This window comes from Rhodococcus rhodochrous, assembly GCF_014854695.1.
GTDB lineage: Bacteria > Actinomycetota > Actinomycetes > Mycobacteriales > Mycobacteriaceae > Rhodococcus.
The window spans coordinates 1233731-1257554 of sequence record NZ_CP027557.1 but is presented as its reverse complement, the minus strand read 5'-3'; the positions used below and the strand labels follow the sequence as shown (position 1 = coordinate 1257554).

At 68.9% G+C, this 23824-nt stretch carries 24 protein-coding genes; 8 read left to right on the top strand and 16 right to left on the bottom strand.

Annotation, left to right across the window (positions count from 1 at the left end):
• Positions 1–177: 177 nt before the first annotated feature.
• Positions 178–786, top strand: coding sequence for a 50S ribosomal protein L25/general stress protein Ctc (locus C6Y44_RS05995; protein WP_059381634.1), 609 nt, complete (start codon positions 178–180; stop codon positions 784–786).
• A gap of 95 nt (positions 787–881) precedes the next feature.
• The gene (gene pth / locus C6Y44_RS05990; protein WP_059381761.1) at positions 882–1454 is read left to right on the top strand and encodes an aminoacyl-tRNA hydrolase; all 573 of its coding nucleotides are present in this window, start codon (positions 882–884) and stop codon (positions 1452–1454) included.
• Between the two features lie 33 nt (positions 1455–1487).
• On the opposite strand, the gene C6Y44_RS05985 is transcribed toward pth, so the two are convergent.
• Entirely contained in the window at positions 1488–3125 is a 1638-nt protein-coding gene (locus C6Y44_RS05985; RefSeq protein WP_085468953.1) for a fatty acyl-AMP ligase, read from the bottom strand.
• Positions 3126–3330: 205 nt separating this feature from the next.
• Here C6Y44_RS05985 and C6Y44_RS05980 point away from each other — a divergent pair, with 205 nt between their 5' ends.
• Together C6Y44_RS05980 and C6Y44_RS05975 are read left to right on the top strand one after the other, a co-directional pair.
• Complete coding sequence (locus C6Y44_RS05980; RefSeq protein WP_120281703.1) at positions 3331–5040, top strand: peptide chain release factor 3; 1710 nt, start codon at positions 3331–3333, stop codon at positions 5038–5040.
• Positions 5041–5135: 95 nt separating this feature from the next.
• Positions 5136–5786 carry a hypothetical protein gene (locus C6Y44_RS05975; RefSeq protein ID WP_159419009.1) on the top strand — a complete coding sequence of 217 codons (651 nt, stop codon included), beginning with the start codon at positions 5136–5138 and terminating at the stop codon, positions 5784–5786.
• Positions 5787–5803: 17 nt separating this feature from the next.
• On the opposite strand, the gene C6Y44_RS05970 is transcribed toward C6Y44_RS05975, so the two are convergent.
• From C6Y44_RS05970 to C6Y44_RS05950, 5 genes are all read right to left on the bottom strand, one after another.
• Complete coding sequence (locus C6Y44_RS05970; RefSeq protein ID WP_159419010.1) at positions 5804–6844, bottom strand: enoyl-CoA hydratase/isomerase family protein; 1041 nt, start codon at positions 6842–6844, stop codon at positions 5804–5806.
• A gap of 49 nt (positions 6845–6893) precedes the next feature.
• Complete coding sequence (locus tag C6Y44_RS05965) at positions 6894–7565, bottom strand: pyridoxine/pyridoxamine 5'-phosphate oxidase (protein ID WP_159419011.1); 672 nt, start codon at positions 7563–7565, stop codon at positions 6894–6896.
• 24 nt (positions 7566–7589) lie between these two features.
• Entirely contained in the window at positions 7590–8051 is a 462-nt protein-coding gene (locus C6Y44_RS05960; RefSeq protein WP_159419312.1) for a VOC family protein, read from the bottom strand.
• 14 nt (positions 8052–8065) lie between these two features.
• A complete protein-coding gene (locus C6Y44_RS05955) occupies positions 8066–8548 on the bottom strand; it encodes a nuclear transport factor 2 family protein (RefSeq protein ID WP_060652153.1) in 483 nt (160 codons plus the stop codon).
• 135 nt (positions 8549–8683) lie between these two features.
• Entirely contained in the window at positions 8684–9292 is a 609-nt protein-coding gene (locus C6Y44_RS05950; protein ID WP_159419012.1) for a TetR/AcrR family transcriptional regulator, read from the bottom strand.
• Positions 9293–9390: 98 nt separating this feature from the next.
• Here C6Y44_RS05950 and C6Y44_RS05945 point away from each other — a divergent pair, with 98 nt between their 5' ends.
• Genes C6Y44_RS05945 through C6Y44_RS05935 form a run of 3 tightly spaced genes read left to right on the top strand, consistent with a single transcriptional unit; the run spans position 9391 to position 12853 of the window.
• Complete coding sequence (locus tag C6Y44_RS05945; protein WP_159419013.1) at positions 9391–10905, top strand: acetyl-CoA acetyltransferase; 1515 nt, start codon at positions 9391–9393, stop codon at positions 10903–10905.
• Positions 10902–11696, top strand: a complete 795-nt coding sequence (locus tag C6Y44_RS05940) for an enoyl-CoA hydratase/isomerase family protein (protein WP_059381643.1) — start codon at positions 10902–10904, stop codon at positions 11694–11696. Before C6Y44_RS05945 ends, C6Y44_RS05940 begins: the two co-directional genes overlap by 4 nt.
• A gap of 2 nt (positions 11697–11698) precedes the next feature.
• The gene (locus C6Y44_RS05935; protein WP_059381644.1) at positions 11699–12853 is read left to right on the top strand and encodes an acyl-CoA dehydrogenase family protein; all 1155 of its coding nucleotides are present in this window, start codon (positions 11699–11701) and stop codon (positions 12851–12853) included.
• A 74-nt stretch (positions 12854–12927) separates the two neighbouring features.
• Here the strand turns inward: C6Y44_RS05935 and C6Y44_RS05930 are convergent, their stop codons facing one another.
• The 3 genes from C6Y44_RS05930 to C6Y44_RS05920 all read right to left on the bottom strand — a co-directional run bounded on the left by C6Y44_RS05930 (position 12928) and on the right by C6Y44_RS05920 (position 16212).
• Positions 12928–13365, bottom strand: a complete 438-nt coding sequence (locus tag C6Y44_RS05930) for a DUF6069 family protein (RefSeq protein ID WP_085468958.1) — start codon at positions 13363–13365, stop codon at positions 12928–12930.
• Between the two features lie 73 nt (positions 13366–13438).
• Positions 13439–15232, bottom strand: coding sequence for an ABC-F family ATP-binding cassette domain-containing protein (locus C6Y44_RS05925; RefSeq protein WP_159419014.1), 1794 nt, complete (start codon positions 15230–15232; stop codon positions 13439–13441).
• Positions 15233–15276: 44 nt separating this feature from the next.
• Positions 15277–16212 (bottom strand): 4-(cytidine 5'-diphospho)-2-C-methyl-D-erythritol kinase, encoded by a 936-nt coding sequence (locus C6Y44_RS05920; RefSeq protein WP_026061828.1) that lies wholly within the window; start codon positions 16210–16212, stop codon positions 15277–15279.
• A 90-nt stretch (positions 16213–16302) separates the two neighbouring features.
• On the opposite strand from C6Y44_RS05920, the gene C6Y44_RS05915 reads away from it, so the two are divergent.
• A complete protein-coding gene (locus tag C6Y44_RS05915; RefSeq protein WP_120281692.1) occupies positions 16303–16569 on the top strand; it encodes a hypothetical protein in 267 nt (88 codons plus the stop codon).
• Between the two features lie 63 nt (positions 16570–16632).
• Here the strand turns inward: C6Y44_RS05915 and C6Y44_RS05910 are convergent, their stop codons facing one another.
• From C6Y44_RS05910 to C6Y44_RS05880, 7 genes are all read right to left on the bottom strand, one after another.
• Positions 16633–16839, bottom strand: coding sequence for a cold-shock protein (locus C6Y44_RS05910; protein ID WP_006553820.1), 207 nt, complete (start codon positions 16837–16839; stop codon positions 16633–16635).
• 226 nt (positions 16840–17065) lie between these two features.
• Positions 17066–17974 (bottom strand): 16S rRNA (adenine(1518)-N(6)/adenine(1519)-N(6))-dimethyltransferase RsmA, encoded by a 909-nt coding sequence (gene rsmA / locus C6Y44_RS05905; protein ID WP_120281691.1) that lies wholly within the window; start codon positions 17972–17974, stop codon positions 17066–17068.
• 53 nt (positions 17975–18027) lie between these two features.
• Positions 18028–19155: a resuscitation-promoting factor gene (locus tag C6Y44_RS05900; protein WP_159419015.1), complete on the bottom strand. Its 1128-nt coding sequence runs from the start codon at positions 19153–19155 to the stop codon at positions 18028–18030.
• Positions 19156–19546: 391 nt separating this feature from the next.
• Positions 19547–21226 (bottom strand): sulfatase-like hydrolase/transferase, encoded by a 1680-nt coding sequence (locus C6Y44_RS05895; protein ID WP_159419016.1) that lies wholly within the window; start codon positions 21224–21226, stop codon positions 19547–19549.
• 141 nt (positions 21227–21367) lie between these two features.
• A complete protein-coding gene (locus C6Y44_RS05890) occupies positions 21368–21796 on the bottom strand; it encodes a DoxX family protein (protein ID WP_060652141.1) in 429 nt (142 codons plus the stop codon).
• A gap of 79 nt (positions 21797–21875) precedes the next feature.
• The gene (locus C6Y44_RS05885; RefSeq protein WP_159419017.1) at positions 21876–22952 is read right to left on the bottom strand and encodes a maleylacetate reductase; all 1077 of its coding nucleotides are present in this window, start codon (positions 22950–22952) and stop codon (positions 21876–21878) included.
• A 40-nt stretch (positions 22953–22992) separates the two neighbouring features.
• The gene (locus C6Y44_RS05880) at positions 22993–23823 is read right to left on the bottom strand and encodes a TatD family hydrolase (protein WP_060652139.1); all 831 of its coding nucleotides are present in this window, start codon (positions 23821–23823) and stop codon (positions 22993–22995) included.
• Position 23824 lies beyond the last annotated feature (1 nt).

Sequence of the window (23824 nt, the reverse complement as noted above, 5' to 3'; positions counted from 1 at the left end):
ACGTCGTCCGGTAAAGTGGTTCGAGTTGTCTCGGCGAGGGTGAACCGCAATATCGCTGGATCACCGTGATCGACGCGGCTGCGACGGAAGCAATGTGCTCCCCGGTCGCACGTGTCGGATCCGTTCGTTCGAGAACACCCGACCACGAAGTGCCACCAGCGTAGGAGCCGTCACATCATGTCCGACGAGAATCGTCTCGTAGCCAGCGTCCGCACCGAGTTCGGCAAGGGTGCCGCACGCCGCGCCCGTCGCGCCGGCCAGGTCCCCGCCGTCCTCTACGGCCACGGCACCGAGCCCCGGCACCTCGCCCTCCCCGACCTCGAGTTCGCAGCCGTGCTGCGTAACCACGGCACCAACGCCATCCTCACCCTCGACATCGACGGCGAGGACCAGCTCGCGCTGACCAAGTCGGTCGTCGTCCACCCCATCCGCCGCTACATCGAGCACGCCGACCTGCTCGTCGTGAAGAAGGGCGAGAAGGTCACCGTCGAGGTGCCCGTCGTCCTCGCCGGTGAGGCCGGCTCCGGCACGCTGGTGGTCAACGAGGTCAACACCATCAAGCTCGAGGCCGACGCCCTGAACATCCCCGAGGAGATCACCGTCTCGATCGAGGGCGCCGAGGCCGGCACCCAGATCCTGGCCGGTGGCGTCGAGCTGCCCGCCGGCGCGACCCTGCAGGACGATCCCGAGCTGCTGCTCGTGAACATCGTCGAGGCTCCCTCCGCCGACGCCATGGAAGGCGCCGAGGGCGAAGAGACCGCCGAAGAGGCCTCCGAGGAGGCCTGAGCCATCACCGGCTCCCTGTGAAGTCACTCGTGCGGCGCGTCATCCCTTCGGGGTGGCGCGCCGCACGTCGTTCGAATGCACGGAAGGATCAGTTCGTGGGCGACGACGCCGCGCTCGTGGTCGGTCTCGGCAACCCCGGCCCGAAGTACGAGAACACCCGGCACAACATCGGATTCATGGTGGTCGACGTGCTGGCCGGACGCGTCGGCGGCAAGTTCTCCGCGCACAAGCGCAGCAACGCCGACATCGTGCAGGCCCGGCTCGACGGGCGGCAGGTGATCATCGCGAAGCCGCGCACCTACATGAACCTGTCCGGCGGCCCGGTCGCCTCCCTTGCCAAGTTCTTCTCGGTCGATCCCGCGAACGTGATCGTCGTGCACGATGAACTCGACCTGGACTTCGGGACGATCCGGCTCAAGCTCGGCGGTGGTGAGAACGGGCACAACGGCCTGCGGTCCACCTCGTCGGCGCTCGGCACCAAGGACTACCTGCGGGTCCGGATGGGCATCGGCCGCCCGCCCGGCCGCCAGGATCCCGCCGACTTCGTGCTCAAGCCGTTCTCGGCCACCGAACGCAAGGAACTCGACGTGTGGTGCGAGGAAGGCGCCGACGCCGTCGAACTGCTGCTGAAGCTCGGTCTCGAAGGCGCCCAGAACCGCATCCACTGACCACCCGCCTCCGCCGAGGAGGCGTGCGTGAGGTCAGGCTCGCGTCAGCAACGCCAGCGAGGTGCCGCGACGCAGCTTGCCCGAGGAGGTCTTCGGGATGCTGCCGGGGCCGAGCACCGCGACCGTGCGGGGCCGCACGCCCACCTCGGCGACCACCGCGTGCACGACGTCGTGTTCGATGCGGCGCACCTCGTCCGGATGGTCGAAGAGTTTGGTCTCCACCGCCACCGCGAACGATTCCCGCTTGTCCCCCGCGTCGAGCCGGATGGCGACGGCGTTGCCGGGACGCACGCCGTCGACGGTCCCCGCCGCTCGTTCGATGTCGGTGGGATAGATGTTGCGGCCGCCCATGATGATGACGTCCTTCACCCGGCCGCACACCACGACGAGCCCTTCCTCGGTGAAGTAACCCACGTCGCCGGTGTCGAGCCAGCCGTCGGCGTCCTGCGCGGGTACGGGCCCGTCCACGGTGAGATAGCCGTGCGTGACGGCCTCGCCGCGCAACTGGATGATGCCCACGCCGCGGGCTGGCAGCACCTGTCCGTCACGGCCGACGACCCGGCCCTCGAGACCGGCCACGAGACGGCCGAGGGTGGGCATGCGGCGCGCGTGGGTGCGGTTGGTCGGCACGGCCATCCCGCCGGCCTCGAGCAGGTCGGGGTCCACCACGTCGAGCACCATCCCGCGTCCCGGATCGGGGACCGACACCGCGAGCGTGGTCTCGGCCATCCCGTAGGAGGGCGCGAGGGCGGACGGGTCGAGACCGAAGCGCTCCCCGGCCTCCGCGAGGGCCTCCATCGTGTCGGGATCGACCGGCTCGGCGCCGTTCCACATCCAGCGCATCGACGACAGGTCGAGCGCGCCGTCCGGCGCCTGCGACAACTTCCGGGCCAACAACGAGTACGCGAAATTCGGTGCTGCGGTGAGCGTTCCGTGGTACTTGCTGATCAGCTCCGCCCACAGGATCGGCGAGCGCAGGAAGTCCAGCGGCGTGACCGACACGACCTCGGCGCCCACCTGCATGGGGACGCTGAGGAAGGCCACCATGCCCATGTCGTGGAACAGCGGCAGCCAGCTGATCATGACGTCGTCGTCGAGCGAGAACTTGACGCGGTCCATCATCGCCGTCGCGTTGGCGTAGAAGTTGCCGTGCGTGATCCGCACCGCCTTCGGCGAGCCGGTGGACCCGGACGTCAGTTGCTGCAGCACGATGTCGGACTCCGCCGTGTCGACGGGATCGACGGGCTTCCCCTCCCGCATCCGCTCCACGGTGACGACGGAGATGCCGCGTTCGCGCAACAGCGGCTCCGCGATCTCGAAGGGTGCGCCGAGCACGACGGCCCGGGCGTCGATCATCTGCAGCACCACCTCGGTGTCGTGCGACCACATCTGCAGGTCGGTGCGCGGGGTGGGCTGGTGCAGCATCGTCACGCTTCCGCCGCGCATCCACACGGCCTGGCAGACCGGTGCGATGTCCACCGGTTGGCCTGCGAGGACGCCCACCGCGTCGCCGGGTCCGATACCCGCCGCAGCCAGTGCGCCGGCCATGCGGCGGGCCTGACGGTGGATCCGTCCCCAGCTCTGCCGCAGCGGCGTATCCGGTTCGCCGGTGATCAGAGCCCCGGTGTCCGACTCCGCCGTCGCGTACATCTCCTCGGTGAACCTGCTCACGACCCGCTCCTCGTCCGGTGGTGCACGACCTCGATCAAGATCCGGTAGTTGCACATCAGCGTGCGCCGTCGAGCGGTGGGTATGGGGCGGCCTCGGGGAAACGTGATCGAATCTGGCGGAAATCGACACCGAATCGCCGAGTAACATGGACGAGTTGGCGGCGATAGCGCCCCTACTCCCTGCCCCCTTCGAGAGGTTTTTCCCGTTGAGCACCCCGCACGCTTCGGCCGACAGTCAATCCACCGGCACGACGGAGCCTGCGCAGTCCTCCGGCACCGCGAAGCCCGGGTCCGCGAAGGAGGTCAGAGCCGAAGCCGAGCGCAGACGCACCTTCGCCGTCATCTCCCACCCCGACGCCGGTAAGTCGACGCTCACCGAGGCGCTCGCCCTGCACGCGAAGGTCATCTCGGAGGCCGGCGCGGTCCACGGCAAGGCGGGCCGCAAGTCGACGGTCTCCGACTGGATGGAGATGGAGAAGGCCCGCGGCATCTCCGTCAGCTCCACGGCCCTGCAGTTCAACTACACCCGCTCGGACGTCGCGGGCACCGACGACGAGGTCGTCAACGTCGTCAATCTCGTCGACACCCCCGGTCACTCCGACTTCTCGGAGGACACCTACCGCGTCCTCACCGCCGTCGACGCCGCCGTCATGCTCATCGACGCGGCGAAGGGTCTCGAGCCGCAAACCCTGAAGCTGTTCCAGGTGTGCCGCCACCGGGGCATCCCCGTGGTCACCGTCATCAACAAGTGGGACCGACCGGGCCGGACGCCGCTGGAACTGCTCGACGAGATCGACGAGCGCATCGGCCTGATGCCGACTCCCCTGTTCTGGCCCGTGGGCATCGCCGGCGACTTCCGCGGTCTGCTGCGTCGCGGCGAGGACGGAGACGCGGCCGAGTACATCAAGTTCACCCGCACGGCCGGCGGCGCCAAGATCGCCCCCGAGGAGCATCTGTCCCCCGACGAGGCGCTCGCCCTCGAGGGCGACACCTGGGTCGAGGCCGCCGAGGAGTCCGAACTGCTGTCGGCCAACGGCCAGGACCACGATCAGGAATTGTTCCTCGCCGGGCAGACCTCGCCGGTGATCTTCGCGTCGGCGATGCTCAACTTCGGTGTGCGGCAGATCCTCGACACCCTGGTCACGCTCGCACCGCCGCCGCGGGCCCGTCTCGCGATCGACGAGACCGCTCGCGAGGTCGACGATCCGTTCAGCGCCGTCGTGTTCAAGGTGCAGGCCGGCATGGACACCGCCCACCGCGACCGGCTCGCGTTCATGCGTGTCGTCTCGGGTGTGTTCGAGCGCGGCATGGTCGTCACGCACGCGCAGACCGGTAAGCCCTTCGCCACCAAGTACGCGCTGACGGTCTTCGGCCGCGAACGCTCCACGGTGGAGAACGCCTATCCCGGCGACGTCGTCGGCCTGGTCAACGCGACCGCGCTGGCGCCGGGCCACACCCTCTACGTCGACAAGAAGGTGGAGTTCCCGCCCATCCCGTCGTTCGCGCCCGAGCACTTCGCGATCCTGCGGGCCGAGAGTGCCTCGAAGTACAAGCAGTTCCGCAAGGCCGTGGACCAGCTCGACTCCGAGGGCGTCGTGCAGATCCTCCGCAACGACGTCCGCGGCGACGCGTCGCCGGTGATGGCAGCCGTGGGTCCGATGCAGTTCGAGGTGGTCGCGGCGCGGATGAAGGCCGAGTACAACGTCGACCCGAAGATCGAGCATCTCGGCTACTCGCTCGCGCGTCGCACCGATGCGGCTTCGGCCGACGAACTGAACCGCCAGCGCGGCGTCGAGGTGTTCACCCGGTCGGACGGCGTGCTCCTCGCTCTCGTCAGCGACAAGTGGCGGCTGCAGTACATCCTCAAGGAGCTGCCGGAGCTGACTCTCGAACCGTTGGTCGCAGCGACCGACTGAGCGTCCCGGCGACGCCGGACGGGTAGTGCGTCCAGCGGATTTTACTGATACTTTCCCTTTCGTCGATCCGACGTATTCGGGTGGAATCAGGAGTTGTGTCGATGAACGACGACGTACCGGCCGCAGCCGGTGAGGACCTGTCGTCCGGTGGGACGGCGGATACGAGCAGGCGATCCGGACGCGCGAAGCGCTCGGGCACCTTCGTCTACCCGCTGCCGAGCACTCCTCTTCCGAGCAGTACCCCGCTGACGAGCACGCCGGATCCCGGAACACACCGCACGAGCGTGGGGGACGCATCGTCGCTCGAAGGTGACCCGGCCGGCGGGGTGGGCGCCGGCAATTCCGAGGAAGGAACGACCCTGGTGAGCAGCACCGGCACGAACGGCTCCGCGAGCGGGCCCGCCACCACCACGACGACCCCGACGGCCACCGAGAGCCTGGGCACGATCACCGCACCGGGCCCGGTCCCGTCGCGGCGCAATTCGATGGGCGTGGCGTCGGTGCGTATCGCCGCGCGACTCGCACAGAACGAACTGACCTCCCGCGACTCCCGCAGCACCGGAGCGCACGGCGACCCGCGTAGCACCGGATCGCACGGCGACCCGATAGCGGACAACGACGAACTGCTCACGCTGCTCGGCGAGTACCTGCTGGCCGGCGGGCTCGAGAAGCCCGAGATCCACGCGACCCTCGGTGGGCAGCCCATCGTCGTCGACCTGCAGGTACCGCAGCGTCACTCCCGGTAGAGGCGGTAGGTCGCGGGTTATCCGTCGCCGAACAGTGCGGCGATCGCCGCCGGATCGACGTCCTCGAGCGTCGCGGGCGACCACTGCGGGTCGCGGGTCTTGTCGACGAGCACGGCGCGCACACCTTCGATGAAGTCCGGCGTCGCGGCGACGCGCACGGCGACGTCGAGTTCGTGGGCGAAGCATTCCTCGAGCGTGCTCTCGGCACCGCGTCGCATCAGTTCGGCCGTGGCCCACACGCTCGTCGGCGACAACGACCGCAGGGCCGTGCGGGTCTGCTCGGCCCACTCGGCGTCGATGTCGGCGAGGCTGTCGAGGCGGGTCGCCATGTCGAGCACCGTGCCGTCGCCGAACACCGTCTCGATGTCGGGGAAACGCTGCGCCAGGGAGGATTCGGGGGCCGGTTCGACGAACTCGTCGAGGGCGTCGCGCCACTGCCCGGCGCGGATGCGGTCGGCGAAGTCGTCGATGCGGGCGCTGGGCACGTAGTGCGTGGCCAGGCCGACGGCCAGCGCGTCGCCCGCATCGATGCGGGCGCCGGTGAGTCCGAGATACATCCCCACCGCATCGCACCGCGCGGTGGTGCCGCGCAGGCGCGGGAGGAAGTGGCTCGACCCGATGTCGGGAACGAACCCGATGGCCGTCTCGGGCATGGCCATCGTGGTCTTCTCGGTGGTGACGCGCACCGCGCCGTGCACCGAGATACCGAGGCCACCGCCCATCGTGACGCCGTCGAGGAGCGCAAGGTAGGGCTTCGGGTAGGTGGCGACCAGTTCGTCGAGGCGGTACTCGTCGGCGAAGTACTCCCGGACGGTGTCGAAGCGTCCCTCGAGGGCCACCTCGCGCACCGGCTTGACGTCGCCACCGGCGCAGAACGCGCGGTCGGACGTGCTGGTGACGAGCACGGCCGTCACAGCCGGGTCGTCGCGCCAGGCGAGAAGCGACGAACGGACGTCGCGGATCATCGACCGGTCGAGCGCGTTGAGCGCACCGGGACGGTCGAGTTGCACTTCGCCGACTCCGTTGGCGACGCGTGTGCGGATGAAGGACTCGTTCACGGGCGGGAGCCTACCGGTCGCAAGGGACGGATCCTTCTCACGCGACACGTCACGGATGAAGTTCCTCGGTGACCCACCGATCCCCCACCCGCCGGTAGCGATACCGCAGGTGCCGCCTGCCCGGGTCCGCCTGCCAGAACTCCACGGTCTCGGCGGCGACGCACCACGCCGTCCAGTGTGACGAGACGAGGTCCGGATCGTGTTCGAGCGCGGTCAGGCGTTCCCGCACGAGGTCGTCGTACTCGCCGGGATCGGTGAGGACCTCGCTCTGGTGTCCCGTGGACGCGACCGCGCGGGCGAAGATCGACCGTTCCCGGAAGTCGCGGGCACACACCTCGGGTGGGCCGACCAGGACGGGCCCGCGCACGCGGATCTGCCGGCCGAGTTCGCGCCAGTACACGGTGAGCGCGGCGGCCGGTGTCGTGTCGAGCTGGCGGCCCTTCGGGGAACGGTCGTCGCCGGAGAACCACCAGCCGTCGTCGGTGACGTCCTTGATCAGCAGCGTGCGCGCGTCGGGCGTCCCGGATGGGTCGACGGTCGCCAGGGTCGCGGCGTGCGGCTCGGCGACGCCGGCCTCGGCCGCCTCGGTGAGCCACCGGAGGAAGGTCTCCTGCGGCGTCGCGGCCGGTTCGAACGGCGGCGCGGACGCCGTGAGGGTGGGTAGGGCTCGGATCCAGCCACGGACATCGGGAAACTCACTGCGACGCGCGATCTCGCTCATCGCCGCATGGTACCGAGCCGGAGTTCACTCCCGAGGGGGCGGCAGCTTGCCGGTCAACGGGCCGACGAGCATCCAGCGATGCCCGAAGGGATCGAGGAGGGTGGCGTTGCGATGGCCGTGGGCCTCGTTGATCCACCTCTCGACCGAACCGCCGGCCAGACGGGCGCGGGTGAGCACCGTGTCGGTGTCGGCCACCTCGAGCATCAGGCTCACCGAGACCGCCCCCTCCTGCGGCGCGGTGAGTCCGAGTTCGGGGAATTCGTCTGCGAGATAGACCATTCCGCTGGGGAACCGCAGTTCGGCGTGCCCGACGCGACCGTCGTCCATGACGACCGGATCGGCGGTCAGCGAGGCTCCGAAGACCCGGGTGTACCACTCGATCGCCTCGTGGGCCCGCGGCACCGTCAGGTAGGGCAGCGCCCCTGAGCGGGGAAAATCGGCGGCGCCTCCCGAACGGGGGAAATCGGCGGAGCCTTCCGGGACCATCGTGTCGTTTCCGCTCAGGACGCTTTCGGTTGCTGCAGCAGCGCCCATCGATTGGTCGTCAACCGTACCGAGGCCGCGTCGCCCATGCATGTGACCGTCTCCCAGTTCCGCTGGTAACCGGTGCGGCTGATACGCCAGCATCCGTCGTCGTCGAGACTGTATCGATCGTGGTAGTAGGCCGATCCGCGCAACAACATCCCGTCCTCGGGGATGATCACGGTGTCGGACAGCAACCACACCCCGGTGGCGGTGCGGCCGTCGTCGGCGATGTCGATCTCGGGATGGGAACACGTGTGCTCCGTGATCAAGCGCGTTCCCAGCGTGTTCTCGAGGAAACCTATGAAGGCGTCGCGCGAGTCGAAAACGAGATGCTCCCCGTAGACGGCGTGTGCGTCGGGGGTGAGGGTCTTCGCCAGTTCGTCCCAGTCCTTCGTGTCGAGCGCTCGCGCATAACGGTATTTGAGCCGCGTGATCTCCGCTACCGCCTGCACATCCATCGTCGGCCTCCCATTGGCGCCCCCCCTGCGAGTATTCGCATTCCAGGCTAGCCCGGACGACCGGCGCAAGCGGCCGGAATCACACTGTTACCAGGCGGCATTCGATCGCGATTCGGTCACGGGAGACCGTACCGGTCACGACTCGGGACGGCGCAACGCGCGGATCGTCGCGTCGACGACGAGTTCGGCGTAGTCGTCGTCGACGCTCTGGTCCGGTGTCGTCAACGCGAACAGGGCGTGACTGAGCACGGTGCCGGTGACCATCTCGAGCAGCAACGTCGCCGAGGTGTCGGCGGGGAGTTCGCCGCGCTCGACGGCGCGGTGCACGATCGTGCGTGCCGCGAGTACGCGGCTGCGGTTGAGGGTGTGGATCAGCCGGGCGAGCAGTTCGGGATTGGCGCGGGCGTCGAGCGCGACGCGCAGGCTCACCAGACCGGGGGTGGTCCGGTAACCGCGCAACAGCTGCCGGGCGAGTTCGACGAGATCTGATCGGAGCGCGCCGGTGTCGATCGGCACGGGCAGTGGGCTGCGCGCTTCGAGGGCCTGGACCAGCAGGTCGTCCTTGCTCGACCAGCGGCGGTAGAGGGCGGCGCGGCCCACCCGCGCGCGTCGCCCGACCGCGTCGAGCGTGAAGCCACGCCAGCTCGTCTCGGAATACACCTCGAGCACGGCGTCGAACACGCGGTCCTCGAGGTCGGCGTCGCGGGGTCGGCCGCGGCGGCGCGGGGCGGGTACTTCGGTCACATCGGGCAAGTGTGCCAGACCACTCCTCAATTTACAGACTGAAATAGTCCGTATTAAGCTGGCGGCGTCCTCCTCCCCGAGCAGACCGAAGGAACGCCATGACCGACCCCACTCGGGTGCCCGTCGTGATCGGCGTCGGCGACCTGCGCTCCGGCCGTGCCGGTGCGCCCGCCGACCCGCGTGAACCGCTCGACCTCATCCACGAGGCCACCCTCGCTGCGATCGCCGACTCCGGCGCCGATCTCGCCACGCGGATCGACACCATCCACGCGATCAAGACCGCGAGCTGGAACTACGACGACCTGCCGGGCCTGCTCGCCGAACGTCTCGGCGCGGCGCCCGAACACACGTCGACCACGCCGATCGGCGGCCACTGGCCGGCGGCCCTGCTCGACCGCATCGGCCACGACATCGCCGCGGGCACCAGCACCGTCGCGCTGCTCGTCGGCGGCGAGGCGCAGGCCTCGGCGACCAACTCGTACAAGGTCGGAACGGATCCGGTCACGCTCGGATGGACCACCGCCCCGGGCGGCCCCGCGCCGATCAGCAACGAGGATCTCGGCAGCCCCGCCATGCAGCGCGCCGGCATGATCGTCCCCACGCGGGTCTACCCGCTGTTCGAGAACCGGCTCAGCCACGATCTCGGGCACTCGCGCGAGAAGTCGCTCGACTGGTCGGCGACGTTGTACGCCGCCTTCTCGCAGTTCGCCGCCGAGAACCCGGCGTCCTGGAACCCCGAGCGCCGCACCGCCGACGACATCCGCACCGTCGCCGGTAAGAACCGCCTCGTCACCGATCCGTACCCACTGCTGGTCAACGCGATGCCGTTCGTCGACCAGGCCGCTGCCGTGGTCGTCACCTCGCTCGCCGTGGCCCGCGAACTCGGCGTCCCCGACGACCACCTGCTCTACGTGTGGGGCGGCGCCGGCGCGACCGAGCCCTCGGACGTGCTCGCCCGCGGCGACTTCGGACGCTCCGCCGCACTCGACGATGCGCTGCGGCGCACGCTGTCGGCGACCGACCTGCGTCCCGGCGACTTCGACATCATCGACGCCTACAGCTGCTTCCCCGTGGTCCCGAAGCTGCTCATCGAGCAGCTCGGCCTCCCCCGCGACACCGTCCCGTCGGTGACCGGCGGCCACTCCTTCTTCGGCGGCCCGCTCAACAGCTACACGCTGCACTCGGTGGTGTCGGTGGCCAAGCGGCTGCGCCAGGACGGCGAGCTCGCCCTCGTGCACGGCAACGGCGGCTACCTGACCTACCAGCACGTCGTGGTCCTCGGCTGCGCACCGCACACCGACGGCTACGTCGGCGACCCCGAGCACGTGCTGCTCGAGCCGTCCGCGCCGGAGACCGCCACCGATTACAGCGGCGAGGTCCAGATCGTCACCGCCACGGCCGAATTCGGTCGCGACGGCAACCCGTCGGTCGGTTTCCTCGTCGGCCTCACCCCCGACGGCCGGCGTGTCTCCGGCCAGACCGACGCCACCGGCGCCGCGGTCCTCGCCGCCGGTGCCGACATCGTCGGCGAGACCGTCCACGTCACCGACAACGGCGGCACTCTCACCGTCACCCGCATCGAGCACCTGTCCCCCGAGGAGTCCCAGTCGTGAGCGAACCCGTCGTTCTCGTCGAGAAGCGCGAGCACGTCCTGCTCGTCACCATCAACCGTCCCAAGGCGGCCAACAGCATCAACGCCGACGTGCACCAGGCACTCGGTGAGGCCTGGGACCGCGCCGAAGAGGACCGCGACGTGCGTGTCGTGGTGCTCACCGGCTCCGGCGACGCCGTCTTCTGCGGCGGCGCCGACCTCAAGGCCCTCGGCACCAAGGGACCGGACGGCGTCACCCCGCCCGAGACCGCGCACTGGGGCTTCGCCGGTGTCGTCAAGCACCACATCTCCAAGCCCGTCATCGCCGCGGTCAACGGCACCGCCCTCGGCGGTGGCACCGAACTCGCCCTCGCGAGCGATCTCGTCGTTGCCTCCGAGAGCGCCGAATTCGGTCTGCCCGAGGTGCACCGCGGCCTGATCGCCGGTGCCGGTGGTGTCTTCCGCATCGGCCAGGCCATCCCCCGCGCCGTCGCGATGGAACTCGTCCTGACGGGCAAGCCGATGTCGTCCGCCGACGCGCTGCGCTGGGGCCTCGTCAACCGGGTCGTCCCGCAGGCCGAGGTCCTCGACACCGCTCTCGCTCTCGCCGCCGACGTCGCGAAGGGCGCTCCGCTCGCCGTGCAGGCCAGCAAGACCGTCGCGCGCGGCATCATCGACGGCAACGTCCCCGCCGAGGACCTGCCCTGGGAGCTGACCGACAAGGCCCTTGCACGTCTCACCACCAGCGCCGACACCCTCGAAGGTGTCATGGCCTTCATGCAGAAGCGCGAACCCGTCTGGAAGGGCGAATAGGCATGACCACCACCGAAGTGATCCGCTGGGACACCGACGAGCAGAAGGCGCTCCGTCAGCTCGCCGCCGACTTCACGCGCAAGGAGATCGTCCCCCACCTGGACGAGTGGGAGCGCGCCGGCGAGATCCCGCGCGAACTGCATCGCAAGGCCGCCGACGCGGGCCTGCTCGGCGCCTCGGTCGCAGAGGAGCACGGCGGCTCGGGCGGCACCGCCCTCGACATGCTCGCGATCCTCGAGGAGATCATCCTCGCCGGTGGTTCGTCGGGCCTGATCTCGGCGCTGTTCAGCCACGGCATCGCCACCCCGCACATCGTCTCGTCGGGCAACACCGACCTGATCGAGCGGTTCGCGCGTCCCGCGCTCGAGGGTCGCGCGATCGGTTCGCTCGCGATCTCCGAGCCCAGCGGCGGCTCCGACGTCGCGAACATCCGCACGACCGCGCGTCGTGACGGCGACGAGTACGTCATCAACGGTGCGAAGCTCTACATCACCTCGGGTACACGCGCCGACTTCGTGACCACCGCGGTGCGCACGGGCGACGCCGGCGCCGGTGGCATCTCGCTCGTCGTCGTCCCTACGGACACACCGGGTTTCACGGTCTCCCGCAAGCTCGACAAGATGGGCTGGCTGTGTTCGGACACCGCCGAGCTGTTCTACGACGACGTGCGCGTGCCGGTCTCCAACCTCATCGGCGCCGAGAACTCGGCCTTCGGGCAGATCGCGCAGCAGTTCCAGGGTGAGCGCCTGTCGCTGGCCTTCCAAGCCGTCGCCACCGCGCAGCGCTGCTTCGACCTGACCGTCGAGTGGGTCAAGTCCCGCGAGACGATGGGCCGTCCGCTGTCGAAGCGCCAGGTCGTGCGTCACCGTCTCGCCGAGCTCGCCACCGAGATCACTGCGGCACAGACGTTCTGCCGCTCGGTCGCCGAGCGGTGGGTCAACGGCGAGGGCATGCTGCTCGAGACGTCGATGGCGAAGAACAACGCCGTCAAGGTCTGCGACCACGCCGTCATGGAGGCGGTTCAGCTCTCCGGTGGTATCGGCCTGATGCGCGAGAGCGAGGTCGAGCGCCACTTCCGCGACGCCCGCGTCCTCGGCATCGGCGGCGGCACCAACGAGATCATGAACGAGATCATCAGCAAGCTGCTCGGCCTGTAGGTCTCCGCCCGAACTCGGGGGAGGAAATGTGCGACTTTCCTTGCGAAAGCGCACATTTCCTCCCCCTACTCGTGTCAGGCACGCGCACGGAGCATCTCCAGTGCGACGACGACCACCACGGCGATCACGACGTGCATCAGCGCCAGGGCGACGGTGCTCGGCGTGTCGAAGTCCGCGGAGATCGTGCCCTGGATCGTCGCCAGCGGCAGCAACGCCCCGACGACCTGGGCGATCCGCGCGAAACCGTTCCACCACAGGGTGAGCAGGGCCGCGACGGAGAGACCGACGGTGAGCGGGACGACGGACATGAGCACCACGCCACCGGGCGCCGCGCTCACCACCTCACCGGCGTCGGTGTGTTCGAACGAGCCACCCGCGACGAGCCCGACGGCCCACAGCACGAGGTCGATCACCAGTGCGGTCACGACGGACGCGGCGACCACCACAGCGGAACGTGCGAGTCGGGACTGCGGGAGATGCGTAGAGGTACCGGATGTTTCGGTGACGGACATGGATCCTCCTGATGGGCGTTCCTTCTGACGACGCCCATCCTGCGACCTCGAGCCGACTCGAGGTCAAGAGGATTCAGTCGAGATCTTCGGCGAGCTCCATCCACTGCTCCTCGGCCGCTTCCTTCTCCGCGACCACCTCACGCAACTTCGCGTCGAGCTTCTGCAGCCGGTCGGGATCGGTCGCCGCCTCCGCGAGGTCGTGGTGCAGCTTCTCCTCTTTCTCGGTCAGCTTTGCGACGAGACGCTCGAGGCGCGACAGTTCCTTGCGCGCGGCACGTTCCGCGGCACCGTCGCGTTTCTTCGGCTGCTCCGCGGCGTCACCGGTCTTCGAGACGGTCGACGCCACCGACGGCACGTCGCCGTCGCCCATGGCTGCACGCCGGCGCAGATACTCCTCGATGCCGCCGGGAAGGTTCGTGAGCCGGCCGTCGCCGAACAGGGCCCACGTCGAATCACAGATGCGTTCGACGAGATACCGGTCGTGGCTGATGACCACGAGGGTTCCGGCCCAGCCGTCGAGCAGGTCCTCGAGCTGCTGGAGAGTGTCGATGTCGAGGTCGTTGGTGGGCTCGTCGAGGAGCAGCACGTTCGGCTCGGCCATGAGCACGCGCGTGAGCTGCAGGCGACGACGCTCACCACCGGACAGGTCGCCGACCGGGGTGCGCTGCCGGGCCGGGGTGAAGCCCAGACGTTCGGCGAGCTGACCGGCGGAGATCTCTTTGTCGCCCAACGTGATCCGCTCGGCCACATCCTTGACGGCCTCGAGCACCCGCATGTCGGTGGGCAGGTCGTCGAGTTCCTGCCGCAGCCAGCCGATCTCGACGGTCTGGCCCTGGATGCGACGTCCCTGCGCCGGTTCGAGTTCGCCCGCGAGCGTGCGCAGCAGGGTCGTCTTGCCCGAGCCGTTGACGCCTACGAGACCGATCCGCTCGCCCGGGCCGAGACGCCAGGTGAGGTCGCGGACCAACTCGCGACCGTCCGGGGTGGTGAGGGTCGCGTCCTCGAGTTCGATGACGACGCGGCCCAGGCGACGCTTCGCGAACGACGCCAGCGCCACCGAGTCGCGCGGCGGCGGCACGTTCGCGATCAGCGCTTCGGCGGCTTCGATGCGGTACTTCGGCTTGGACGTGCGGGCCGGGGCACCGCGACGCAGCCACGCGAGTTCCTTGCGCGCGAGATTGCGACGGCGTTCCTCCATCGCGTCGGCCTGGCGGGCACGCTCGGCGCGCGCGAAGATCCAGTCGTTGTAGCCGCCCTCGTAGCTCTCGACCCGACCGTTCACGACCTCCCAGGTGCGGGTCGCGACGGTGTCGAGGAACCAGCGGTCGTGGGTGACGACAACGAGCGCGCTGCGCCGCGACAGCAGGTGCTCGGCGAGCCACTGCACGCCCTCGACGTCGAGATGGTTGGTGGGCTCGTCGAGGACGAGCAGGTCGAGATCCTGCACGAGGGCCGCGGCGAGGGCGACCCGGCGACGTTCGCCACCGGACAGACCGTCGACGACCGCGTCGAGACCGAGATTGTCGATGCCGATGCCGGTGAGCACCGAGCGGATGCGCGCATCGCCCGCCCACTCGTGCTCGGCCACCCCGAGCGGCCCGAGGACCACCTCGCCGACGGTCGAGCCCTCCGGCAGGCCGCCGCGCTGGGTCACGACCGCCATGCGCAGACCGTTCACGCGGCTCACCCGGCCCGAATCGGGCTCCTCGATGCCGGCGAGCACCTCGAGCATCGTCGTCTTGCCACCGCCGTTGAGGCCGACGACACCGATCCGCTCCCCCTCGTTCACGCCGAGGGACACCGAGTCGAGCAACGGCTTGATGCCGAACGACTTCGAGACCTGTTCGAGGTTGATCAGATTCGCCACGTGGAGCAACGCCTTCCGAGAATTGCGGGGATGTACTACAAGGATCAGGGGTGTGCGGGATCGGCGTCGCCGACGACACGGGCGCCCGGCACCGGACCTGAGGCGACCCGCACCGTACGGCACACACCGGCGCCGGCGAGTTCGGCGCTCACGGTGACCGCGGCGTGCTGGTCCTCGACGAGGAACGCACACGTGGGGCCCGAACCGGAGACGATGCCCGCCAGGGCGCCGGCCTCGACACCCGCCCGGAGCGTGCGCCGCAGCATGGGGTCGAGAGACAGGGCCGCGGCCTGCAGGTCGTTGCCGAGCAGCGGCGCGAGCTGGTGGGCGTCGCCGGAGCCGAGCGCGGAGAGCACGGCATCGGCGCTGCCGACACGCTGAGGTTCTCCCTCGGCGCGCAGCCGGTCGAGTTCGCGGAAGACGACCGGTGTGGACAGGCCGCCCTTCGCGAGGGCCAGCACCCAGTGGAAGGTGCCGCGGGTGAGGACAGGGACGAGGCGCTCACCCCGTCCGGTTCCGATCGCCGTGCCGCCGTGGAGGCAGAACGGCACGTCGCTGCCGAGCCGGGCGGCGAGATCCGCGAGGTCCTCCCGGGGTGCCCCGATTCCCCACAGCGCGTCGAGCGCGACCAGCGTCGCGGCCGCGTCGGCACTGCCACCGGCCATTCCGCCGGCGACGGGGATGCCCTTGTCGATCGTGATCGCCACGTCGGGGGTGCGCGCGGCTCGTTCCGCCATCATCTCGGCGGCGCGCCACGCCAGGTTCGTCGAATCGGTGGGCACCACCTCGGCGCCCGTACCGCGCACCGTCACGCTCAGGGTGTCGGCGGGGACCACCGACACCTCGTCGTACAGGGACAGGGCCTGGAAGACGGTGTGCAGGTCGTGGTAGCCGTCGGGACGGAGGTCGCCCACCGCGAGATGCAGGTTGACCTTGGACGGGACCCGCACTGTCACGGGGGTCGGCACGACGGAAAGCACGAGTACAGAGCTTACTCGGGATACGGATGCTTCCCGACCGCCGCGGCCGCGCTCTACGATCGGGCGACTCGTGAACACACTGGAGGAAATGTGACTCGATCCGTACGCAATGCGGTCGCCGTCTGCGTCGTCGCCGCGGCGGCCACGCTGGGAACCGCCGGCGTCGCCTCGGCCGAACCGGCCCCGCCGCGCGTCTGCTCGCTCGGCGACCTGGTCCTGCGCTCGCTGAATCTCGTGGACTGCGTCAACCCGCCCACCGGCTCGGCCGGCGTGGCCACCGGTTCGGCCGACTCCGCGGGGTCGTCGACCGGCTCGTCCGGCGTGGGCATCACCGGTTACGGAGCGATGATCGGCTGACCGGACGAACGAATCCGGGCCGGCACCCTGAGGTGCCGGCCCGGATTCGGAGAGTTATCGGTATCAGCCGATGACGTTCACGCCGGTGGCCTGCGGGCCCTTCTGGCCCTGGCCGATCTCGAAGCTCACGCGCTGGTTCTCCTCGAGGGTGCGGAAGCCGCGGCCCTGGATCTCGGAGAAGTGCACGAAGACGTCAGCGGAGCCGTCCGAGGGAGCGATGAAGCCGAAGCCCTTTTCGCCGTTGAACCACTTCACAGTACCTTCAGCCATGTTGCTGTCCTTCACTTGCAGGCAGAACGGATGTAGACGTTCTGTCTCGTCGGGAGTCGGTTTCGGCTCCCGGGTCTGTCACTACACGGCTGAAACGATTCCATCGTGGCTATCGCCTCCGCTCGCAACCAGAAATGTGCGAGGGGTAAACCACGAACACACTACCTAACGACCGAGGACAACTTAACCACACATCGCAGCCCGCCGCCAGGAGGAGTGACCGGGATCACTGCACGCTTGCAAGCCTCACGAAGGCGGCGGCGTCGAGCTTCTCCCCGCGGGTCGACGGCTCGATACCGGCGGCCAGCAGGCGCCTCTCGGCCTCCGTTGGCGAGCCCGCCCATCCACTCAGCGCTGCGCGCAACGTCTTTCGCCGTTGAGCGAAGGCCGCGTCGACGACGGCGAAGACCCGGGCGCGCGTCTGCGCGTCGGTGGGCCACGGCGGCTCGGTGTAGCGGTCGACGCGCACGAGGCCCGATTCCACCTGGGGAACGGGCCAGAAGACCGCACGCCCGACGGCGCCGGCCCTGCGGACGTCGCCGAAGAACCGCGCCTTCACACTGGGCACGCCGTAGATCTTGCCGCCCGGTTCGGCTGCGAGCCGATCGGCGACCTCGGCCTGCACCATCACGAGAGCGGTTCGCAGAGTGGGGAACTCGGAGAACAGGTGCAGCAGCACCGGCACCGCGACGTTGTAGGGCAGGTTGGCGACGAGCGCGGTGGGCGTGACGGGAAGGTCCTTCGGCAGCACCTTCATCGCGTCCATGTGCACGACGTCGAAGCGGTCGGCGAGCTGCGGGGCACGCTCCTGCACGGTCGTGGGAATACGCTGCGCGAGAACGGGATCGAGCTCGACGGCGACCACACGATCGACGACGTCGAGCAGGGCGAGGGTGAGCGAACCCAGCCCGGGCCCGACCTCGAGCACGACGTCCTCGGGGCCGACCCCGGCGACGTTGACGATGCGGCGCACCGTGTTCGCGTCGTGCACGAAATTCTGGCCGAGCTGCTTCGTCGGGCGCACCCCGAACTCCTCCGCGAGTGCGCGGACCTCGGCGGGTCCGAGCAGCGCGGCGAGCCCGCGCGGAGAAGCCGGGGTGGCCCTCGGAGTGGTTTCGGGATCGTCTGCTGACACGTGGTGAACCTAGCGCACTCGGGAGCAGGTCACACCGTGCGCACCCGTGCCGGTCAGCGCAGACCGAGCTTGCTGGTGCAGGACGGCCACGCACCCCAGCCCTGGGTCGCCTGGACCTTCTCCGCGACCGCGATCTGCTGCTCGCGGGTCGCGAGATCGGCACGCGGCGCGTACTGGGTGCCGCCGAAGCCGGCCCACGTCTGCTGCGTGAACTGCAGGCCACCGTAGAAGCCGTTGCCGGTGTTGATCGCCCAGTTGCCGGTCGCCTCGCACTGCGCGAGAGCGTCCCAGGTGGAGGCGCGACCGGAGGCCGGTACGGCAGGCTTCGGCTTGGTGCCGACGCGGACCACGACGGGCCGCGGCTCGGCGAGGACCTTCGAAGCGGTCTCGGTGCGTCCGACCTCGACACCGTTGACGGTGTGGACGTCGAAGGTCACCGACCGCTCGCCCGGAGCACCCGGGTCGCTCACGGCGGTCTCCCCCTCGAGCATGTTCGGATCGTCCACGCGGTTCTCCGGCGGCGCGATCGGCAGGTTCTCGGTCCGCGACTCGGTCCGGTCGCGGGTGACTACGACCTCCATACCCTCCTCGAGCTGCGCGTCGAGGGCAGGAGTGACGCTGTCGGCCTGCTCGAGCTTGGTGCCCTGGGACTCCAGGAACTCCGCGACCGTCGGCACTGCGACGCGCACCTCGGCGGCGGGCGCCCCGTTGTCGGCGAAACGCACCGTCTTGGGGTTGACGACCTCGAGATCGGCGCCGTCGAGCGGAAGGCGGTGCGAACGCGAAGCGGAGACGTAGGCGTCGTCGGAGAGGCGGAACTGGTCGAGTGCCTCGTCGACGGTCAGCGCGGTGGTCCACACCGAGCGCTCCTCACCGTCGACGGTGAGGTGCAGTTCGCGGGCCTGTCGCAGGACGATGGTGTCGCCGTCGGAGACGGACGAGTCCACGGCCGGGGCCACGACGTCGTTCTCGTCGACGGTGTAGCCGGCGGCGGCCAGGATGTCGCCGACGTTGGAGTTCATCGTGCCGAAGGCACGCTGCTCACCGTCGACGTCGAGGACGACGTCCTTGTGCTGAACCACAGCAGTGGCGCCACCGGCACCGAGGGTGACGAAGACGGCGGCGACCACCGAGTAGAACACCGGCGACTTGACGCGATTGATCTTGGTGAAAGGTGACACGATTATTTCCAGACGGACGACAACTGTGATCACAGCACGGTAACGAGACGGCATTGTTATCGCAACTTCATCGCCTCTACCTGCACAGATAATGATTTCTGTCAGATCACGACGCACATCACAGATATCGGATCGGTATTACCTCGATCATGTGCGATTGTCCGAAATCACCATTTTCTATCGATACTCGGAAAGAGGAATTCCTCTCGATTCGGGCACCGAGAACATGAACTCCGTGAGGTCACCGAGGATCCCGCGCATCTGTGCTCTGCCCCATGCGGGGGCGTTCGAGGTGCCGATGCCCACAGGCTCGGATGGATCGGCCGGCGTCGCGGCCGCGGAGGTTTCCGGACCGCCTACCGATGGTCGCGGTTGCCGGTGATCGGCTTCGTCAGCGTCCGGCCGACCCGCTGGGAATCGGGAGATCGGCGGATCCGCTCGGTACGGGGAACTGCGGAATCGGCACGGCCGGGGTGGTGCCCGTGCGGGCCATCACGTCCATCAGGACGGCGTGCATGGTCGCGACCTGCACCGGGTCGAAGTTCGCGAGGTCGAGCGGGTTCGCGCGGTTGCGCGTCTCGAGCGGATCGTCGTGCAGGTCGTAGAGTTCGAACTGCGGCAGCGCGCGTCCCGACGGATCGAAGTACATCGCGTACTTCCACCTGTCCTGCCGGACGGCGCGAATGTGGTTGGGCTGCTTCACCGTCGTCTGCCCGTTGGCCGCGGCGGCGTTCTCGTCGTCGAAGGTGAACAGGACGGTGTCCTGCACCTGTGGCGGCGTGCCACCGGACGACGCGCCCTCGATGACGGGCGTGAGGTCGACGCCCTTGAACGTCCACGCCGAACGGTCGGGCACGGCGGCCATCGTCGCGAGGGTGGGCATGACGTCGATCAGCGACGCGAGCGCGTCGGTGGAGACCGGCCTCGGGAACATCACCGGATTGCTCACCACGAGAGGAACATTGAGCGTCTCCTCGTAGGCGTTGAAGGCCTTCTGACGGAGTCCGCCGTGGGAGAGCCCCATCTCGCCGTGGTCGGCCACCCGGAAGACGACGGTGCGTTCGCGCATGCCCGAAACCGATTCCAGCGCATCGAGAACCGTCCCGATGTGCTGGTCGACGACCTTGTGCATGTAGGCGTACAGGTTGACGTACTGCCGTGCGGCTTCGGGACCGACCAGCGGACCGAGCGCACCTGCGAGCAGCAGGAGTAGTTCGGCCTGGGCGGTGGGCTTGAAGTTGCGGAGCAGGTCCTCGTCGATGGTGGGCGGCAGGTCGATTCCCTGCTCGAAGGCCTCGGGTGCGAAGGCACCGTAATTGTTGCAGTCGCCGTCGACCTGATCCCAGGTCTTCGGGTACGAGAGGATGTCGTGGGGATTGGCGAACGACACGATGAGCGCGAACGGCCGGTCGTCGGAGGCGCTGCGCGACCGCAGGAACTCGGCAGCGTCGGAGGCGATCTTGCCGTCGCGGTCGGCGCAGCCACCCCCGAAGTTCTCGGGTGCGGTGTCCTGCCCCGCCTCCGGGGGCTCCCACCCCGCGAAGCCGTACCGCGCGATGTCCTCGGGCGACGGGTCGCCGCCGTCGGCGCCCTTGCTCATGTGCCATTTGCCGCGGTAATGGACGTCGTATCCGGCGGAGAGCAGCATCTTCGCCATGTTCTGGCCGTCCACCGGCAGCACGGGCTCGGTGGGCGAGAGCGTGCCGCCCTCGGTGAGGGTGCTCACCACCCCGTGCTGGGCGGGATAGAGCCCGGTGAAGAACGTGCTGCGACTGGGCGAGCACATCGCGGCGTTGCAGAACGACCGCGTGAAGGTCAGCCCCGTATCGGCGAGCCGCTGCCGATTGGGCAGATTGTTGCGCGCCCAGTCGGCCGGCCAGTGCATCGGCTGACGCTCCTGGTCGGTCATGATGATGAGGATGTTGGGGCGCTGCGGTGTCCGAGGCTGTGCCGCAGATGTACCGGCGCCCACGAGGCCGGCAGCGAGGAGCGCGCCCGCGCCCACGAGGAAGGTCCGTCGATTGACATTCCACGTGGTGTCGCGACGCGGAACAGCTTGCTGCACGGTCATATCGATCCTGTCGGAGAGATCCGTGAACGCATATGTCGTGCAGGAGAATAACAAGACATATGCGAAAAGCGCGCGTCATCGGACGGAAAAGGCGCTGCGGACGATCGGGAGAAATCGTCCACAGCACCTCGGAACCGCAGGTCAGGCTGTGCGCAGGAGCGGAACCTTCCGCGCGAGGAATCGGTCGACGCTGAACGCTCCCGCACCGACCGCGGCGAGCAGGAGAGCCCCTGCGCCGAGCGCGGCCACGAGCTCGAAACCGCCGTCGCCGACGTAGATTCCGTTCTCCACGTGCACGATGAAGAACGCGCCGAGCATGAGCAGGAACAGCAGGACGCCGAAGACGGGGACGAGCACACCGAGGATGAGCGCGAGACCGCCGAGGATCTCGATCCAGGTGGCGACGAACGCCGAGATCGCCGGGGCGGGCACGCCCATTCCTTCGAAGCCGGCCTTGGTGCCTTCGTATCCCCACGAGTTGAACTTCTGCAGTCCGTGCGCGAGGAAGATGACGCCGAGTACGAGTCGGGCGATGAGGATGCCGATGTCGCGGACGAGAGGGGTCTTCATGTCGAGCCTTTCGGGTAGGAGGCCGGAGAGCCCCACTTAGTTGAAGCGACAACTAAGATAGCAACTCATGGTTGTAGCTTCAACCAGACTTCCGATCCGGTTCCGGACGGGTACCGGTGAACGCCTCTTCCAGCAACCGCCGCACACCCACCTCCGTGACCTCCCGAGGATTCGGATACGGCTTCGCCGTCGCCAGTCGCGCCGCCTCGTCCAGGTCGGACTCCCGCATCCCCAGTTCCTCGAGACTCGTCGGCCCACCGGCCGCCGCCACGAGGTCGTAGACGCCCGCGGGTGCCGAATCCGTGCCGAGTGCCTGCGCGACCCGCGCCATGACGTGCGGTACCGACGGTTCGTTGTAGGCGAGCGCGTGGGGCAGGACGACGGTGTGGGTGGCGGCGTGCGGCAGGTCGAACGATCCGCCCAGGACGTGACAGAGCTTGTGGTGCAGCCCCATTCCCGCCGAGGCGAGGCAGGTGCCGGAGAGCCACGCGGCGAGCAGGAGATCCGAACGCCCCTCGGGATCGGCCGAGTCCGCACCGAGCGCCGGGATACCCCGGGCGATCGCGGCAACGGCCTCGAGCGCGAGGGCGTCGACGATCGGATTGGCCTGTTCGGAGTAGAGGGCCTCGATCGCGTGGGCCATCGCGTTGATCGCGCTGGTCACCGCCAGCGGGATCGGCATCGACGTGGTGAACTCCACGTCGTAGATCACGGTCTCGGGAAGGATGTCGGGCGACGAACGCGTGGTCTTCACCCCGTCGGCGGTCTCGCCGAGAACGGGGGTCACCTCCGACCCTGCGTAGGTCGTCGGCAGGATCACCTGATCGATCCCCGTACGGCGGGCCAGTGCCTTGGCCAGTCCGGTGGTCGATCCGCCACCGACCGCGACGACCGCATCGACGTCGTGCTCGGTGACCACGCCGAGGACCCGTTCCGTCACCTCGACCGGCGTATGCATCACCGCGCCGTCGAAACGCGCGACCTGCAGATCGCCGAGATACTTCTCGACCAGTTCCGCCTGGTGCCGCACGTGCTCGCCGGCGAGCAGCAGGACGCGGGAACGATCGAGTCGACGTACTTCGTCCGCGACCCGCGAGGCGGTACCGGGGCCGAAGATCACACGTACCGGATGAGAGTTGTAGACGAAGGAGCGCATGCCCGTATTGTCACGACGGGAGTGGGGGCACGCGTGCCCTTTACGAAAGTCCGTACACCCGCTCGGCGTTCGCGGTGGTGGCCGCGGCCAGTTCCTCGGCGTCCTCGCCCCGCACCTCGGCGAGCGCGCGCACGGTGTACGGCAGGCAGTACGACTCGTTCGGCGCGCCCCGGAAGGGGTGCGGGGTCAGGAACGGCGCGTCGGTCTCCACCAGCACCAGTTCTCGGGGCACGAGGGGCGCCGCTTCGCGCAGGGCCTTCGCGTTCTTGAAGCTCACGGTGCCCGAGAAGCTCAGCAGGTATCCGGCGTCGACGCAGCGGCGGGCCATGTCGGCATCCGACGAGAAGCAGTGGAAGATCACCTTCTCGGGCGCGCCCTCGTCGTGCAGCACGCGCAGCAGGTCGGCGTCGGCCTCGCGGTTGTGGATCATCAGCGGCTTGCCGAGTCGCTTCGCGAGGTCGATGTGCCAGCGGAAGCCCTCTTCCTGCTCGGCCGGTTCGGCGCACCCGTCGAGCTTGCCGGGCCAGTAGAGGTCGAGGCCGGTCTCCCCCACCGCGACGCAGCGCGGGTCGGCGGCGAGCTTCTCGATCTCGGCGCGAGTGGCGTCGTCGAGGCTGTTCGCGCGGGTGGGATGGATGGCGACGGCCGCGTGGACGCGGTCGTCCCAGTGCGCGGCCCGCACGGCGAAACGCGCCGCCTCGAGATCGTCGGCGACGGTGACGATGCGTCCGACCCCCACCGCGGCGGCACGATCGACGATCGCGGAGGTCGTCGCGGCGTCCTCGGCGCCGCACGCGTCGAGGTGCGTGTGGGCGTCGACGAGAGGGCTCAACGGCTGCGGGGCTTCGGGGGCGGGACGGGCTGCGCTCACG

Excerpts from the sequence above, each read along its gene's own strand:
- C6Y44_RS05995 (WP_059381634.1), top strand. The coding sequence starts at position 178 with ATGTCCGACGAGAATCGTCTCGTAGCCAGCGTCCGCACCGAGTTCGGC.
- C6Y44_RS05965 (WP_159419011.1), bottom strand. The coding sequence starts at position 7,565 with ATGAGCGAGATCGCGCGTCGCAGTGAGTTTCCCGATGTCCGTGGCTGG.
- C6Y44_RS05960 (WP_159419312.1), bottom strand. The coding sequence starts at position 8,051 with ATGGTCCCGGAAGGCTCCGCCGATTTCCCCCGTTCGGGAGGCGCCGCC.
- C6Y44_RS05955 (WP_060652153.1), bottom strand. The coding sequence starts at position 8,548 with ATGGATGTGCAGGCGGTAGCGGAGATCACGCGGCTCAAATACCGTTAT.
- C6Y44_RS05945 (WP_159419013.1), top strand. The coding sequence starts at position 9,391 with ATGACCGACCCCACTCGGGTGCCCGTCGTGATCGGCGTCGGCGACCTG.
- C6Y44_RS05935 (WP_059381644.1), top strand. The coding sequence starts at position 11,699 with ATGACCACCACCGAAGTGATCCGCTGGGACACCGACGAGCAGAAGGCG.
- C6Y44_RS05930 (WP_085468958.1), bottom strand. The coding sequence starts at position 13,365 with ATGTCCGTCACCGAAACATCCGGTACCTCTACGCATCTCCCGCAGTCC.
- C6Y44_RS05910 (WP_006553820.1), bottom strand. The coding sequence starts at position 16,839 with ATGGCTGAAGGTACTGTGAAGTGGTTCAACGGCGAAAAGGGCTTCGGC.
- C6Y44_RS05895 (WP_159419016.1), bottom strand. The coding sequence starts at position 21,226 with ATGACCGTGCAGCAAGCTGTTCCGCGTCGCGACACCACGTGGAATGTC.
- C6Y44_RS05890 (WP_060652141.1), bottom strand. The coding sequence starts at position 21,796 with ATGAAGACCCCTCTCGTCCGCGACATCGGCATCCTCATCGCCCGACTC.
- C6Y44_RS05885 (WP_159419017.1), bottom strand. The coding sequence starts at position 22,952 with ATGCGCTCCTTCGTCTACAACTCTCATCCGGTACGTGTGATCTTCGGC.